Consider the following 14464-nt stretch of genomic DNA (forward strand, 5'->3'; position numbering starts at 1 on the left):
AAGCCGAAGCCGAAGCCGAAGCCGAAGCCGAAGCCGGTGCCGGTGCCGGAGCCGGAGCCGGAGACACGACCGAGCCCGGAGACACGACCGAGCCCGGAGACGCGACCGAGGCCGGAGACACCATCACCGGGCCAGGATCGCGAACATCCCGCCCTGCGGATCGGTCAGCACCGCGTACCGCCCGAACGTGATCGAGGTCGGCGGGCTGACGATCCGCGCGCCCAGCGTGACCGCGTGCTCCGCCGCCACGTCGCAGTCGCCGACCGCGAAGTAGACCAGCCAGTACGGGGGCTGATCCGCGGGCCATCCCTCCCCGACCATGGGTTGCACCCCGGCCACCGGTTGCCGGTTCAGGTCGCAGTACACGTAGGGCAGCCCGCCCACCTGTCCCGGCCGGAACGACCATCCGAAGACCGCTCCGTAGAACGACACCGAGCCGTCCGGATCCCGGGTGTTGAGTTCGTTCCAGATCAGCGCGCCCGGCACGTCGAACACCTCGGCCCCGCGCATCATCCCGGCCTCCCAGGCGCTGAACGGTGCGCCCGACGGGTCGAGGAATGCCGCCATCCGTCCCTGATCCGCCACGTCGAAGGGCGCGACCAGCACTTTCCCGCCGGCGGCCTCGACTCTGGCGGCCACCACGTCGGCGTCCTCGGTCGCGACATAGGTGCTCCACGAGGTCGCCTGCCCCTCGCCGAAGAGGGGTCCCGCGCCCGCCACCGGCAGTCCGTTGAGCAGGAACGTCGTGTATCCGCCGAAGTCATCGCCGGAGATCTGGGCGGTCCAGCCGAACAAACCGGTGTAGAAGCGGATAGCCGCATCTATGTCGGAAGTGGCCAGATCCACCCAATTGGGCACGCCAGGAGATGGAACGGTCATGGCCGCATGATGACATCCGGGCTCAGGCCCCAACCCGAAACTGTCAAGCTTCTAGCCGAACCATCACCAACCCCAAGATCAAATTCCGTTTCCCGTACGCCCTCAGATCGCCTACGCCGATCTCGGTGCACCCCGCGCTCGTGTGGGAAGTCCGGGTGGCGGGGTCGACGCTGGGAATTCCCACACGAGGGTGGACCGTCTCTCCTAGGGTTGCGCCCGTGGGAGATCTGATCTTGCGCGTGGCCGAGCCGTTCGAGCTCAAGGCCGTACTGGACTTCTGGCACGACGCGGCCGAGAACGACAGCCGCCCGGTGGACACGATCGCCGTGGTCGAGGCGTTCTACCGGCGCGACCCGGAGGCACTGATCCTGGCTGTGGACGACACCGAGATCGTCGGGACGATCATCGCGGGCTGGGACGGCTGGCGCTGCCACCTGTACCGGCTCGCGGTCGCCCCGGCTCGCCGCCGCGAGGGGATCGGCGGCCGCCTGATCGCCGCCGCCGAGGAGCGTTTCCGCATCCTGGGTGGCACCCGGGCGGACGCCATGGTGCTCGACGCCAACGGTCGTGGCCAGGCCATCTGGGCCCGGCACGGCTATCACGCCCAGCCGGAGTGGTCCCGCTGGGTTAAGCCGATCTGAGCTATCCACCGGGTTATCCACAGCCTGAGGGGAAAAGCTGTGGATAACCCGGTCGAGCCTGTGGATAAAGGTGTGGGTTACCGGCCCAGAGCGGTGAGCGCGGCCCGGACCTGCGCGATCGGGTCCGGGTCCATCACCCGCAGGACGATCGTGCCGGCCCCCGCGTCGACCACCGACTTGACCTTGCCGGGGATCTCCTCGACCGGGCCCACCAGCGAGAACAGCTCCTCCTTCGGTACGCCCATCCACGCCGCCTGCACGGTCAGGGTCTCGTCGGTGAGCGCCGCCGTCCGCGCCGCGTCGTCGTCCGCGTGCAGGAACGCGAAGAGGATCAGCTCGTGCTCCGGCCCCGCCCCGCCGCGGCGGATGTGGGTGAGCGCGTCCGCGATCTGAACCGGCCCGTGCCCCTCGGCGATGATCGTGCCGTCGGCGGCCCGCCCGGAGAGCTCCAGTGACCGGGGCTTCACCACGCCGGTGACGATCGGCGGGACCACCCCCGGCTTGTGGACCAGGCCGACCCCGTCGAGGTGCACCTCCCGGCCGTCGACGGTGACCGTCTCACCGCGCAGCAGCCCGCGAACCGCGATGACGGTCTCCTCCAGCATCGCCAGCTTGGCGACGGGCTCCGCGCCGACCTGGCGCATCCACTCGGGTACGCCGTGACCGATTCCGCCGACCAGCCGGCCGGGGTACGTCCGGGCCAGCACGGCCAGCTCCATCGCGAGCAGGGCCGGATTCCGCAGCGGCGCGGGCGCGATGCCGATCCCGACCCGGATCCGGGAGGTCGAGGCCAGCGCGATCGCGGCCGCACTGATCGAGCCGGCCCAGCCGAGGTCCTCCACCACCCAGAGATCGTCGACACCGGCGGCCTCCACGGCGGCGGCGAAGCCCGGCAGCTCTTCGGGGGCACGGTCACGATCGAACATCACACCGATACGAGGCATCAACGGATCGTAGGCCGGGCGGCGCCGATCACCCGGGCAATTGCGCCGCTCCTGATCGCAGCGGCCCGGGGAGCGGCCGTGCGTGCAGGACGGAGAGCCTGGTCACGGCGCGGGTGAGGACGACATAGAGACGATTGAGCCCGCGTGGCTCGGCGGCGACGATATCGGCGGGCTCGTGCACGATGACATGGTCGTACTCCAAGCCCTTGACGATCGTGGCGGGCACCACCATGACCCGCGCCTCGGCATCGAGATCGTCCGGGGTCGCGTGCTCGATCCCCGCGGCCGTGAGATGACCGCGCAGCCGTTCCACCGCCGCGTCCGCCGCGATCACCGCGACCGAGCCCTCGTGCCCCAGCGCCGCCGTCACCTCGGCCAGCGTGCGCGCGTCCAGATCGGCGGGCTCGGTCACCTCGATCACCGACAGCTCGCCGTCGCTCCGCAGCGAGACCGCCTCCGGCACGTTCACACCGAGCGCCGGCAACAGACGATTGGCAAGTTCCACCACCTTTTCCGGTACGCGGAATCCCACGGTCAACGGCACCACTGACGCGTCGGGCTTCCCGAGGTGCGCCAGGATGTCCCGCCAATCGGTGGTCGCCCAGGGCGCCGTGCCCTGGGCGAGGTCGCCGAGCAGGGTGATCGACCCGTGCTCGCTGCGCCGGGCGATCGTCCGGGCCTGCATCGGCGACAGGTCCTGCGCCTCGTCGATCACCACGTGACCGAAACTGTTCTCCCGCTCCAGGAGACCGGCGGCCTCGTCGACGAGCACCAGGTCGGCCGTGGTGAACTTCGCCGACTTCACCGTCTTGGGCGGCTTGACCCAGCGGATCGCGTCCTGCTCCGCCTCGGTGAGCAGGTCACCGGCGATCGACGGGTCGGTCAGCAGCTCCGCGACCAGCGATTCCGGTGTGCAGGCCGGCCACGCCTCCTCCAGGAACCCGGTCACCGGCGCGATCTTGCTCATCTTGCGCAGCCACGTCTCGCTCGGCGAGTTGCCGGTCCGGTACTCCGACTGGCGCTGCAGCAGCCCGACCACCCGGGCGCGGACCCGCTCCCGCCCGACCGCGTACGGCAGCTCCTCGCGCCGTGCCTCGTCGACGATCCGGCGTAGCGGCTCGGTGTCGATCCGCCACCGGTACGACCCGTCGGACACCATGATCGGCTCGGTCGGCTTGCGCAGACGTTCCCAGAGAGCGCGATGAAGCACCTCGGCCATCCGTACGTCATGTTTGACCGCAGCGGCCTCGGCCGAGTCGACCGCCTTGACCGGCACCCGGCCGACGAGGCCGTCCAGGGTGGACTGTCTCACCTCGACCTCGCCCAGGGTGGGCAGGACCGCGGAGATGTAGGAGAGGAACGCGGTGTTCGGCCCGACGATGAGCACGCCGGACTTCCGCAGCCGTTCCCGGTGCAGGTAGAGCAGGTACGCCGCCCGATGCAGCCCGACCGCGGTCTTACCGGTGCCGGGCGCGCCCTGCACACAGATCGAGTCGGCCAGCTCGGCCCGGACCAGCTCGTCCTGCTCCGGCTGGATGGTGGCGACGATGTCCCGCATCGGCCCGACGCGCGGCCGCTCGATCTCGGCGGTCAGGATCCGGCTGCTGGTGCCGAGCTCCTCACCCCGGTCCAGGTGCTCGTCCTCGAAGCTGGTCAGGTCACCCTTGACGAACCCGAACCGGCGGCGGGTCGCGACGCCCTGGGGGTCTCGTACGCTGGCCCGGTAGAACGACCGGGAGAGCGGCGCCCGCCAGTCCAGCACCATCGGCTCCCCGGCGTCGTCGGTGACGTGCCGCCGCCCGACGTAGTACGCCGCGTCGATGTCGAGCCGCCCGAAGAAGAGCGGCGTGTCCGGGTCGTCGGCGAGCTCCTTGACCCGCCGGGCCATGTGCCGCCCCAGCTGCTCGGCGGTGTACGCGTCCCCGGCCACCTTGTCCCCGGTCGCGAAGAGCGACTGGGCCCGATCTCGCATCCGCCGCAACGCGGCCCGCGACTCGGTCAGGTGTTCCCGTTCGGCGATGAGTTCGGTATCGAGATCAAGTTCAGAGGCGGACACGGTTCATCCTCGGCAGACTCACGGTGGCTGCGCTCGCGTATCCACAGGGCGTTTCGGCCACCCCTGGCGCGACGGACGCCCGCTGCGGTGCATGCTCACCACGGCCGTCAAGCGGCCCTCCACGCTACGCCACCATCGCCCTCTGTCCACTCATTTATGCGGTTCCGATCATCCCCGCAGGTCGCCTCGCGGATGGGAGTCTCGGTGGCGCGGGTGTCCCAGATCGAGTCGGGCGACGTCTCGACGCAGGAGGTCCTTGCCCGGTACATCGCCGCGCTCGGCGGGACGCTCAAGCTCATCGCCGACTTCGGGGATGAGCAGTTGAAGGTCGGTGTCACGCGTAACGACCTGTTGCGGTACGTGCTGGCGCAGGCATACCCGAAGGGCGAACCTCGGGTGACCGTGGCCGACCTCGTTCGATGCGAAGAGGCGATCGCCGATCGTGACGATGACAGCGCTGGTGCCGAGGCCGGCCGGTGACCGGTAAGGACTTCGACATCATCTCTGACGTCATCGGAAAGCCGGTGGAACGACTGCGGACGGCCTGATTACCCACCCATGCCTCCGGTGAGAATGGGGGCATGGGTGAGCAGGAGACCGGGCGGGCGAATGTGCGGGTTACGGAGGCGCGGGCGTTGCGGGCGCTGGCGCATCCGGCGCGGATCGAGATCGTGGAGCATCTGAACGTCAGCGGGACGAGTGTGACCGCGACCGAGGTGGCCGGGATGGTCGGACTCTCGCCCAGTGCGACCAGCTATCACCTGCGTGAACTGGCCAAGTATGGGCTGGTGGAGCAGGCGCCGGGGCAGGGGGACGGGCGGGAGCGGCGCTGGCGCAGCACCGGTGGCAGCCTGTGGATCGACGGGGACGCCAGCCAGCCCGAGGCGGTGGCGGCGGAGCGAGCCTTGATCGACCTCTACATGAATCGAGATCAGGAGCGGCTCCGGGAGTGGGCGGCGCGGCAGCACGACGAGCCGGTCGAGTGGCGTGAGGCCAGCGCGTTGATGGGGCAGCAGCTGCTGGTTACCGCCGAGGAGTTGGTCGAGATCAACGAGAAGGTGCGAGGGCTGCTGGAACCGTACCGGGTGCGGGATCGGCACGAGGAGAAGCCGGCGGGAGCCCGCAGGGTCGTCATCCAATATGCGGCTTTCCCCATGGGGTAGCGAAGAGCCTTCTTGCGTACGGAAGATGTGAAGGATTACTTTCGAAGTATGTCCTTCAGATCTCCCGCGTCGCGTGCTGTCGCCACGAGCGCCGTCGACGAGTCCAGCCGTTGGGCAGACGTCTACCTGGTCGCCGGTGGGCGGGCTCTCTCCGTCTGCGGTGACTTCCTCGCGGCGACCACGCTCGCGCTGGTGCTGCAGCAGTCCGGGCACGGCGGGTTCGCGGTCTCCGGGCTGATGCTGGCGGCGGCCCTCCCGCTCGCGTTGCTCGCCCCGGTGGCCGGGCGCCTGGCGGACCGCGCGGACAGCCGGAAGATCCTGGTCGGGGTGGGGCTGGCCCAGGCCCTGGTCTGCGTGGCGCTCGCCTTCATCGGCGACCCGGTCCTGATCATCGGGATGGTCGCGCTGCTCGCCTGCGGGCTCGCGGTCACCCAGCCGACGATCGCCGCGCTGCTGCCGCGGATGGTCAGCCGGTCGGAGCTGGCCAGGGCGAGCGGGCTGAACCAGACCGCGGGGATGCTGGGCATGCTGATCGCCCCGGCGCTGGCCGGGTTCCTGGTCGGCACGACCGGCTCCCGGGTGCCCCTGCTCATCGACGCCTGCACCTACCTGGGGCTGGTCGCCGTGGGGCTTCTCGTGCGTACGAGAAGACGGGGTGACGAATCGGCTCAGAAGGACCGGACGGTGGTCTTCCGGCTGCGCGCCGACCGGCAGATCCTGGTGATGACCGTCGCGACGGCCGCCGTGGTGGCCGGAGTGGGCGCGATCAACGTCGTCGACGTCTTCTTCGTCCGCGAGACGCTGGCCGCCTCCGCCACCCTGTACGGCCTGGTCGCCGCCGCGTGGACGGTCGGGATGCTGCTGGCCGGCCCGCTCGTCGGCCGGATGCCGCAGCGGTGGCTGACCATCCGTACCTTCCTCGCCCTGCTCGCCCTCTCCTGCGCGGCGGTGCTGGCCGGCTCGACGGTCAGCGGCGCGGCCTGGCTGATCCCGCTCTGGATCATCGGCGGCGCCGGCAACGGCGGCGTCAACGTCCTCACCAGCGTGATGATCGCGACCCGTGTCCCGGAGTCCGCGCACGGCCGCGCGTTCTCCGCCTTCGGCGCGGCGGTCCAGGGCGCGGGCCTGATCGGCTTCATGGTCGCGGGCCCGCTGCTGGACCGTTTCGACCCGCGCCCCCTGGTCGCCGCCGCGGGCGCCGCAGGCCTGCTAGCTGCACTGATCTGCCTCCCCCTGGTGCGACGTGAGACACCCGGGCGCCCTCCGCACAGCGACCGGGGTGAGATCAGGGATACCGTCGCTGCATGAGCGGCAGCGTGAGTCGGCCTCGGGTCGGGCATATCCAGTTTCTCAACTGTCTTCCGATCTACTGGGGGCTGATGCGCTCGGGTGCACTGCTCGACGTCGATCTGCGCAAGGACACGCCGGAGCGGCTCAGTGCCTCGCTCGTCGCCGGGGATCTGGACATCGGGCCGATCACCCTGGTCGAGTACCTCAAGCACGCGGATCAGCTGCTGCTCCTGCCCGACCTGGCGGTCGGCAGCGACGGGCCGGTCCTCTCGGTCAACCTGATCTCCACCCGGCCGCCGGCCGAGCTCGACGAACGGCCCGTCGCGCTCGGTTCCACCTCGCGCACGGGTGTGCTGCTCGCGCAGATGCTGCTCTCCGAGAGGTACGCCGCGGAGCCCGAGTACTTCCGGTGCCCGCCGGACCTGTCGCAGATGCTGATGGAGGCGGACGCCGGTGTGCTGATCGGCGACCCCGCGCTCCGGGCGATGTATGAGGCGCCCCGCAACGGCCTTCAGGTGATCGACCTGGCCGAGGCGTGGAAGGAGTGGACAGGGCTGCCGATGGTCTTCGCGGTCTGGGCGGTGCGCCGGGACTTCGCGGCGGCGAACCCGGGTCAGGTCAAGGACGTGCACGAGGCGTTCCAGCGGTCCAAGGAGCTGTGCCTGGGCGAGTTGGACGCCGTCGCCGAGGCGGCCGCGCGATGGGAGCCGTTCGACGCGGCGACCCTGGCGAACTACTTCCGGGCCCTCGACTTCTCGCTCGGCGAGCGGCAGCAGCGGGGCGTACGGGAATTCGCCCGGCGTGCGGCGAATCGCGGTGAAGTGCCGCCGTTGCCGGTGGATGGTCTGCTCTTTGCCGATGTTTGATCTTTGCTGATCAGAGGCCTTAGGCTCGCCGGATTCTCTGTCAGCCGCTTCGACGCGGCCCGTCATCCGAAGTCGGTGACCATGCGTTTGCGTGCCCTGATTCGCCGTCTTGCCGTGCCCGCGGCCGCTGCCAGCCTGGCTGTCACCGGGCTGGCCCTGCCGGCGCAAGCGGACACTTCCGATATTTCGTTCCCGCTGGTCTTCCTCTCCACCCCCGAGACGGTGACCGTCATCGACGGCCAGTCGAAGACGGTCAAGTTCGACGTCTACAACTACGGCAGCGCGGCCGAGAACGTGGTCGTCACGTTCGGCACCAAGGCCAAGCCGATCGCCGCCGACCTCGGCTTCGTCGCGCCCGAGGGCTGCACCGACGGCGTCTGCAAGCTGGGCGACATGTCGGCCGGTGAGCGGCGGAACCTGACCTTCACCCTGAAGCCCGACACCACCTCGACGACCAACCTGTCGACCTCGTTCCCGGTCAGCGCGACCGTGGACGGCGAGGAGAGTGACGAGACCTCGGTCGGCGTGGTCCGTTCCGCCAAGGGCGGCATCGACCTGGAGACCGGCGACCTCAAGGACATCTCGCTGAGCCGGACCGGGTTCACGAAGCTCAACGCCGAGTTCCGGAACACCGGGAACGTGGACGTCGACAACATCGCCCTGGTCTTCGCGGCGCAGGACGCCCTGACGATCAAGGCGAAGTACCGGAACTGCCAGACGGAGTCCGAGTCCGAGGACGGTTACGGCGCCGTCTACGTGTTCTGCCTGCTCAACGATGGCATGGCGCCCGGCGGCAAGTACGCCGTCTCCTCGGACACACCGGTCACGCTCGGCGTGAGCGCGACCGCGGCCGGTCCGTACAAGTACGCCGGCATCGTCGGGGCGATCGCCCTGACCGCCAAGTCGGCGACGGAGTTCCGCAAGCAGATCGCCGGGGCGACCGGGTCGGACCTGGAGCTGACGACGCTGCAGTCCGGCTTCACCGTCGACCTGGACGAGAAGGACGACCTCAACCCCGAGGACAACACCAGCCTCTTCTACGTGAGCGTGCCGAAGTCGTCGGCGGACAGCGCCGCGGTCGGTGCGGTCTTCAAGGGCGAGGCCGGCGACATCTCCTCGGTCAAGGTCGGCGCCCGCAACCTCGGCCCGACCGCGGTGGTCCCGCTGAGCACGACCTGGATGCAGACGGTGCAGGTCCGGATCCCGTCCGACCTGAAGGTGACCGCGATCGACGACATGTGCCTGCCGGGCACCTCGCTCGACGACATCGACTACGAGGACTACACCAGCCTCAGCGGCCGTGACTACGTCTGCATCGTGTTGGACCCGATGGCCAAGGGGGGCAAGGAGGTCTTCTCCTTCAGCGCCGAGATCCTCGAGGGCGACCACGACGCCGGCTACGTCACCGTCGACGGCGGTGTGCAGGACGGCAACAGCGCGAACGACAGGGCCGAGCTGACCGTGCAGGCCTCGGAGGACGAGGCCACCCTGCCGATCACCGGTGCTCCGGCCGGCATGATCGCCGCCGGTGGCGCGGCGCTGCTGGTGGCCGGTTTCGTGGCCTTCCGGATGGCTCGCCGCCGCCGGATCATCACGATCGCCGGGTAAGCCTGGTTCGTAGAAAGCAGGGCCGGCCCTGCTTTCGTCGCAGGAGTTAACCGAGGATCTCGTCGAGGGCGGCCAGGTCGGCGATGCTCAGCTCCCACGAGCCGGCCGCGGCGTTCGCCTGGACCTGCTCGGCCGTGGTCGCACCGGCGATCACGCTGGTCACGGCGGGCCGGGCGGCCAGGCCGGCGATCGCCACGTCGAGCAGGCTGTGCCCGCGGTCGGCGCCGAAGGCGGTCAGCGCCTCGATGGTGTCCCAGTCGGCGTCGGCGAGCCACGGTGCGTACCGCTCCTGGGAGAGGCGGGTGCCCGCGCCGGGCTTCTCGCCCCGCCGGTACTTGCCGGAGAGCAGGCCGGAGTCGAGCGGGAAGAACGGGAGCAGGCCGAGCCCGAACCGCTCACACGCCGGGACCACCTCGGCCTCGACCTCGCGGTGCAGCAGGCTGTACCGGTTCTGCGCGCTGATGAACGGCGTACGGTCCGAGGCCCGCGCGGTCCAGTCGGCGTCCGCGATCTGCCAGCCGGTGAAGTTCGAGTTGCCCAGATAGCGGACCTTGCCGGAGCGGACCAGGTCGTCCAGCGCGGCGAGGGTCTCGTCGATCGGTGTGGCCGGGTCGGGCTGGTGCATCTGGTAGAGGTCGATGTGATCGGTCTCCAGGCGCCGCAGCGAGGCCTCGACCGCGCGGACGATGTACCGCCGGGATCCGCGGGCGCCGAAGTCCCGCCCGTTCACACCCTCCATGTCCATGCCGAACTTGGTGGCCAGCACCACCTCGTCGCGCCGGCCCTTGAGCGCGGCGCCGAGCAGCTGTTCCGAGCTGCCGTGCGGGGTGCCGTAGATGTCCGCGGTGTCGAACAGCGTGATCCCGGCGTCGATGGCCGCGTCGACGACCTCGCGGGTGCCGTCGGCGTCGAGCTTGCGGCCGAAGTTGTTGCAGCCGATGCCGACCACGGAGACGACCAGGCCCGAGTCGCCGAGTCGGCGGTAGCTCATGTCACTCATACGGCGACCCTATGCCGGTTCGGGTAGATCATCACGGAGACCCTTACATTGGTAAACATCTATTGACACGGGTTGTGACGCCTCGCATGCTTATGTGCACTCTCGGGCGGCGAAATCGGGAAAACCCGGGTAGCGTGCGAGGAGACCGCCGCGTCCATCGTGGACTCGCCCACGATCGGTCCACGATGGGCGCGGCCCTGGTTCAGGCCTCCTCCGGGGGCGTGCCGAGATCCCGGTACACCGGCCGCAGCAGGTCGATCAGCGGGATGTGGCGCACCGACACCTTCGGCGGATCGAGTGCCCGGATCAGCAGTTCGGGCGGGGCCGAGACGCGTGCCGGCCGTTCCCGGAGCCGGCCCAGGCTGATCGCGGGGGAGTAGAAGTCGGCCAGCCGCGAGTCCAGCGGCTCCTCGTCCACCGCCAGCGGATCGAACGCCTCCTCCGACTCGGCGGTGCCGCGCAGCGCGTCGAGCAGGACGTCCCGGTCCCGCCCCCGCCAGGCCAGCACCAGGAACGGATCGTCGTCGAACGCCTCGGCCAGCACGTAGAGCGCGGCCGACCCGTGCTTGCAGGGCACTCCCCAGTCCGGGCAGGAGCAGTCGATGCCCAGTTCGGACGGGAAGAGTGGCAGCCCCAGGTCGGCGAAGAGCTCGACGATCTCGTGCGGCATCTCCCCGGCCAGCAGCGCGGCCCGGTAGAGCGCCCGTGACCCGAGCGCCTCGATGATCTCCTCCCACGCGGCGTCGTCGAACGCGGCCATCCGAACCGTCACCCGGTACGGCTCCGGCCGCGAACCCTGCACCCGGGCGACCACCTGCCCCGGCGTCAGCGCGAAGTCGATGACCTGACCCTTGCGGGCGTACGCGCGACCGCGGGTGAGCCGCCCCGGATCGCAGATCCCCTCCAGCACGTCCACGAAGCGCCGCGACCACCACTGCTCACCGATGCTGCCGCGTTTCGAGCGGACGGCGAGCCCGCCGTCCACCGTGATCGGCCGCGCCGCCTCGTAGAACGTCCGGTCCCGATCGAACGGCATCTCAGCGCACCGCGCCCGGGTCGAGCGCGAAGAGTTCGCGCAGCTGGTCGGTGTTCAAATCGGTGATCCACTCCTCGCCGGTGCCGACGACCGAGGAGGCCAGCGCCGCCTTCCGCTCGATCATCGCGTCGATCTTCTCCTCCAGGGTGCCGGTGCAGATGAACTTGCGGACCTGCACGTTGCGGGACTGCCCGATCCGGAACGCCCGGTCGGTGGCCTGGTTCTCGACCGCCGGGTTCCACCAGCGGTCGAAGTGGACCACGTGGTTGGCGGCGGTCAGGTTGAGCCCGGTGCCCGCCGCCTTGAGCGAGAGCAGGAAGATCATCGGCTCGTCCGCGGTCTGGAAGCGCTCGACCATCTCGTCCCGCCGGGCCTTGCTCAGCCCGCCGTGCAGCCAGAGCACCGGCCGGTCCAGGTGCGCCGCGAGGTACGGCTGCAGCAGCGACCCCCACTCGGAGTACTGCGTGAAGACCAGGGCCCGGTCGCCGTCTTCGACGATCTCCTCGGCCAGCTCCTCCAGCCGGGCCAGCTTGCCGGAGCGGCCGGGCAGCCGGGAGCCGTCCTTGAGCAGGTGGGCCGGGTGGTTGCAGACCTGCTTGAGCTTCATCATCGCGGCGAGCACGTTGCCCCGTCGCTGGATGCCCTCGCTGTTCTCGATCTCGGCCATCATGTCCTCGACCACGGCCTGGTAGAGGGTGGCCTGCTCGGGGGTGAGCGTGCACCACACCTTCATCTCGTTCTTCTCCGGCAGGTCCGAGATGATCGACTTGTCGGTCTTCAGCCGGCGCAGCACGAACGGGCCGGTCGCGCGCTTGAGGGCGGCGATCGCGTCCGGATCCTGGCGTACCTCGATCGGCTCCTGGAACCGGCGGCGGAACCGCTTCATCGGGCCGAGCAGCCCCGGGTTGCAGAAGTCCATCAGCGACCAGAGCTCGGCGAGGTGGTTCTCCACCGGGGTACCGCTGAGCGCCAGCCGGGTCCGCGCCGGGATGGCCCGGACCGCCTGCGACTGCCGGGTGCCGCTGTTCTTGATCGCCTGCGCCTCGTCGATCACCACGCGGTCCCAGCTCGGTGAGCGCAGCGTCTCGAGGTCGCGCATCGCGGTGCCGTAGGTGGTGATCACCAGGTCGGCGCCGTCCACGGTCGCCGCGAAGTCGTCCCCGCGCTGCCGGGTGCCGCCATGGTGGACGTACACCGTCAGCCCGGGAGCGAACCGGGCGGCTTCCTTATGCCAGTTGCTGACCAGCGACATCGGGCAGATCAGCAGCGTCCTGCCGCCCGCGGCGAGCAGCAGGGAGAGCGTCTGCGCGGTCTTTCCCAGGCCCATGTCGTCGGCGAGGACTCCGCCGAGGCCGAGTCTGCCGAGGAAACTCAACCAGGACAAACCCCTCTCCTGGTACGGCCGGAGTGCACCCTGGAACCCCGCAGGCGTCGCCATCGGGGTGAGGCGCTCGCCGCCGGAGAGCAGGTCACCGAGCATCCCGTCGGCGTCCACCTCGATCAGCGGCAGGTCCTCGTCCCCGCCGTCGACCACCTCTTGCAGCAGCTCGCCCGCGGTGATGTCGCCCTCGCGCCGTTCGCCGACCGCCTTGAGCGCGGCCTTGAGCTGCCGGTCGTCGAGCTCCACCCACTGGCCGCGTACCCGGACCAATGGGATCTTGAGCCGGGCCAGCTCGGCCAGCTCCTCGGCGCTCACCACGCCGTCGCCGATCACCAGGTCGAGGCGGAACGAGACCAGCTGTTCCAGGCCGAACCCGGAGGTGCCCATCGCCTTGGCGGAGCTGTCCTTCGGCTTGGCGCGGGTGGTCAGCTTCAGCCCCACCGCCTTGCGCCCGGCCCAGGACGGCAGTTGCACCCCGAACCCGGCGGCCTGCAGCAGCGGCGCCGTCTGCTGGAGGAAGTCGTACGCCTCGGCGGTGCTCAGCGCCATCGCGGCCGGCTGCTGCTCCTGCAGGGAGAGATGGAGCAGCGGGAAGAGCCGGACCGCCCGCCCGAGCCCGGCGAGCAGCGTCTCGTCCGGCCGGGTCTGCCCGGGTAACCGCTCACCCGCCCAGAGCGCCGCGGCGGGCAGATAGAGACCGGAGTCCTCGGCCGACTGGAGGGCGAACTCGAGCCACCACGCGTCCTCCCCCGGCTCCGGTTCGAAGAGCCGGAAGCTGACCCGGACCGGGGCGTTCGCCTCGTTCGCGGCCCGCATCCAGTCGTCCAGGGCACCGCGCAGGTCACGCAGCTCACCGACGGCCGCGCCTGGCAGGGTGGGATCGGTATCGGTCAGCGCCGCGATCCACCTGTCCGGCAGCGGCGCCTTGGACCCGGCCCGGTGCCCGCCGAGGATCCGCTCCGGCAGGATGCTCCGCGCCGCACCGTCGACCAGGGCCTCCAGCGCGTCCCGCAGGGTCGGTCCGGCCGGGTGACCGTCGTCCAGGGCACGGACCACCGGGGGCATCCCGGCCGCGAAGTCACGGTAGGTGGCGAGGTCGGCACCGGTGATCACGGAGCGCCATCGGGCCGTCGGTACGCGATCCTCGATCACCAGCTGCGGCAGCATCCGGCCGCGCCGGGCCAGGTCGCAGGCCCACCCGGCGAGCAGGCAGAGGTAGCGCAGCGAGGCGCCGGCCACCCACGGCCCGTCCGGGTCGGGATCGGCGAGCGCGCCGAGCACGGCGACCGCCTCCTGGGCCGGAACGGACATCACCGGCACGGTCCAGCCGGTGAGCCGCAGGCCGCGGCCGGTCGCCTCGGCGCCGGTCTCCGGGGAGGGGAGCGGCCCCCGCGCGGTGCTGGGCAACCGCACGAGCACGGAGCCGGTCGTGGCGACCTCGAGAGGAGGCGGCACCGCGAACGGATGCGGACGCACCCTGGCCCGGGAGGACGAGGTGAGTGGCGCCGTGGTGTCCTCGGCCCAGAGCAGCAGACGGCCTGGGCGGCCCGCGCCGGGCATCCAACCGCCGTGAATGACGAGCAACCTCTTCGACCCCCTG

General features: G+C 70.3%; 11 protein-coding genes and 1 pseudogene. 6 read left to right on the forward strand and 6 right to left on the reverse strand.

The window, feature by feature from the left end:
- Window positions 1-123 precede the first annotated feature (123 nt).
- On the reverse strand, window positions 124-858 hold the full coding sequence (locus AB0M08_RS31805) for a VOC family protein (RefSeq protein WP_364501230.1): 735 nt from the start codon (window positions 856-858) through the stop codon (window positions 124-126).
- 239 nt (window positions 859-1097) lie between these two features.
- Here AB0M08_RS31805 and AB0M08_RS31810 point away from each other — a divergent pair, with 239 nt between their 5' ends.
- Window positions 1098-1520 (forward strand): GNAT family N-acetyltransferase, encoded by a 423-nt coding sequence (locus AB0M08_RS31810; protein ID WP_364501233.1) that lies wholly within the window; start codon window positions 1098-1100, stop codon window positions 1518-1520.
- 77 nt (window positions 1521-1597) lie between these two features.
- Here AB0M08_RS31810 and AB0M08_RS31815 read toward each other — a convergent pair whose 3' ends face one another.
- Both AB0M08_RS31815 and AB0M08_RS31820 read right to left on the reverse strand, forming a co-directional pair.
- Complete coding sequence (locus AB0M08_RS31815) at window positions 1598-2464, reverse strand: LLM class flavin-dependent oxidoreductase (protein WP_364501236.1); 867 nt, start codon at window positions 2462-2464, stop codon at window positions 1598-1600.
- A 28-nt stretch (window positions 2465-2492) separates the two neighbouring features.
- On the reverse strand, window positions 2493-4520 hold the full coding sequence (locus tag AB0M08_RS31820) for an AAA family ATPase (protein ID WP_364501239.1): 2028 nt from the start codon (window positions 4518-4520) through the stop codon (window positions 2493-2495).
- 177 nt (window positions 4521-4697) lie between these two features.
- Here AB0M08_RS31820 and AB0M08_RS31825 point away from each other — a divergent pair.
- The 5 genes and pseudogenes from AB0M08_RS31825 to AB0M08_RS31845 form a co-directional block, all read left to right on the forward strand.
- A pseudogene (locus tag AB0M08_RS31825) lies at window positions 4698-4811 on the forward strand (helix-turn-helix transcriptional regulator); the annotation flags it as partial.
- A gap of 290 nt (window positions 4812-5101) precedes the next feature.
- Entirely contained in the window at window positions 5102-5683 is a 582-nt protein-coding gene (locus AB0M08_RS31830; RefSeq protein ID WP_364501241.1) for a helix-turn-helix domain-containing protein, read from the forward strand.
- A gap of 48 nt (window positions 5684-5731) precedes the next feature.
- On the forward strand, window positions 5732-6991 hold the full coding sequence (locus AB0M08_RS31835) for an MFS transporter (protein WP_364501243.1): 1260 nt from the start codon (window positions 5732-5734) through the stop codon (window positions 6989-6991).
- Window positions 6988-7839 carry a menaquinone biosynthesis protein gene (locus AB0M08_RS31840; protein ID WP_364501245.1) on the forward strand — a complete coding sequence of 284 codons (852 nt, stop codon included), beginning with the start codon at window positions 6988-6990 and terminating at the stop codon, window positions 7837-7839. Before AB0M08_RS31835 ends, AB0M08_RS31840 begins: the two co-directional genes overlap by 4 nt.
- Window positions 7840-7953: 114 nt before the next feature.
- The gene (locus tag AB0M08_RS31845; protein ID WP_364501248.1) at window positions 7954-9447 is read left to right on the forward strand and encodes a hypothetical protein; all 1494 of its coding nucleotides are present in this window, start codon (window positions 7954-7956) and stop codon (window positions 9445-9447) included.
- 46 nt (window positions 9448-9493) lie between these two features.
- Here the strand turns inward: AB0M08_RS31845 and AB0M08_RS31850 are convergent, their stop codons facing one another.
- From AB0M08_RS31850 to AB0M08_RS31860, 3 genes are all read right to left on the reverse strand, one after another.
- Window positions 9494-10447: an aldo/keto reductase gene (locus tag AB0M08_RS31850; protein ID WP_364501251.1), complete on the reverse strand. Its 954-nt coding sequence runs from the start codon at window positions 10445-10447 to the stop codon at window positions 9494-9496.
- A gap of 202 nt (window positions 10448-10649) precedes the next feature.
- A complete protein-coding gene (locus AB0M08_RS31855) occupies window positions 10650-11483 on the reverse strand; it encodes an SWIM zinc finger family protein (protein ID WP_364501254.1) in 834 nt (277 codons plus the stop codon).
- Window position 11484: 1 nt separating this feature from the next.
- A complete protein-coding gene (locus tag AB0M08_RS31860) occupies window positions 11485-14448 on the reverse strand; it encodes a DEAD/DEAH box helicase (protein WP_364501257.1) in 2964 nt (987 codons plus the stop codon).
- Between the last annotated feature and the right edge of the window lie 16 nt (window positions 14449-14464).

The sequence above is a fragment of the Actinoplanes sp. NPDC051851 genome (genome assembly GCF_040681165.1).
Taxonomy (GTDB): domain Bacteria; phylum Actinomycetota; class Actinomycetes; order Mycobacteriales; family Micromonosporaceae; genus Actinoplanes.

Excerpts from the sequence above, each read along its gene's own strand:
- AB0M08_RS31815 (WP_364501236.1), bottom strand. The coding sequence starts at position 2,464 with ATGCCTCGTATCGGTGTGATGTTCGATCGTGACCGTGCCCCCGAAGAG.
- AB0M08_RS31830 (WP_364501241.1), top strand. The coding sequence starts at position 5,102 with ATGGGTGAGCAGGAGACCGGGCGGGCGAATGTGCGGGTTACGGAGGCG.
- AB0M08_RS31835 (WP_364501243.1), top strand. The coding sequence starts at position 5,732 with ATGTCCTTCAGATCTCCCGCGTCGCGTGCTGTCGCCACGAGCGCCGTC.
- AB0M08_RS31840 (WP_364501245.1), top strand. The coding sequence starts at position 6,988 with ATGAGCGGCAGCGTGAGTCGGCCTCGGGTCGGGCATATCCAGTTTCTC.
- AB0M08_RS31850 (WP_364501251.1), bottom strand. The coding sequence starts at position 10,447 with ATGAGTGACATGAGCTACCGCCGACTCGGCGACTCGGGCCTGGTCGTC.
- AB0M08_RS31855 (WP_364501254.1), bottom strand. The coding sequence starts at position 11,483 with ATGCCGTTCGATCGGGACCGGACGTTCTACGAGGCGGCGCGGCCGATC.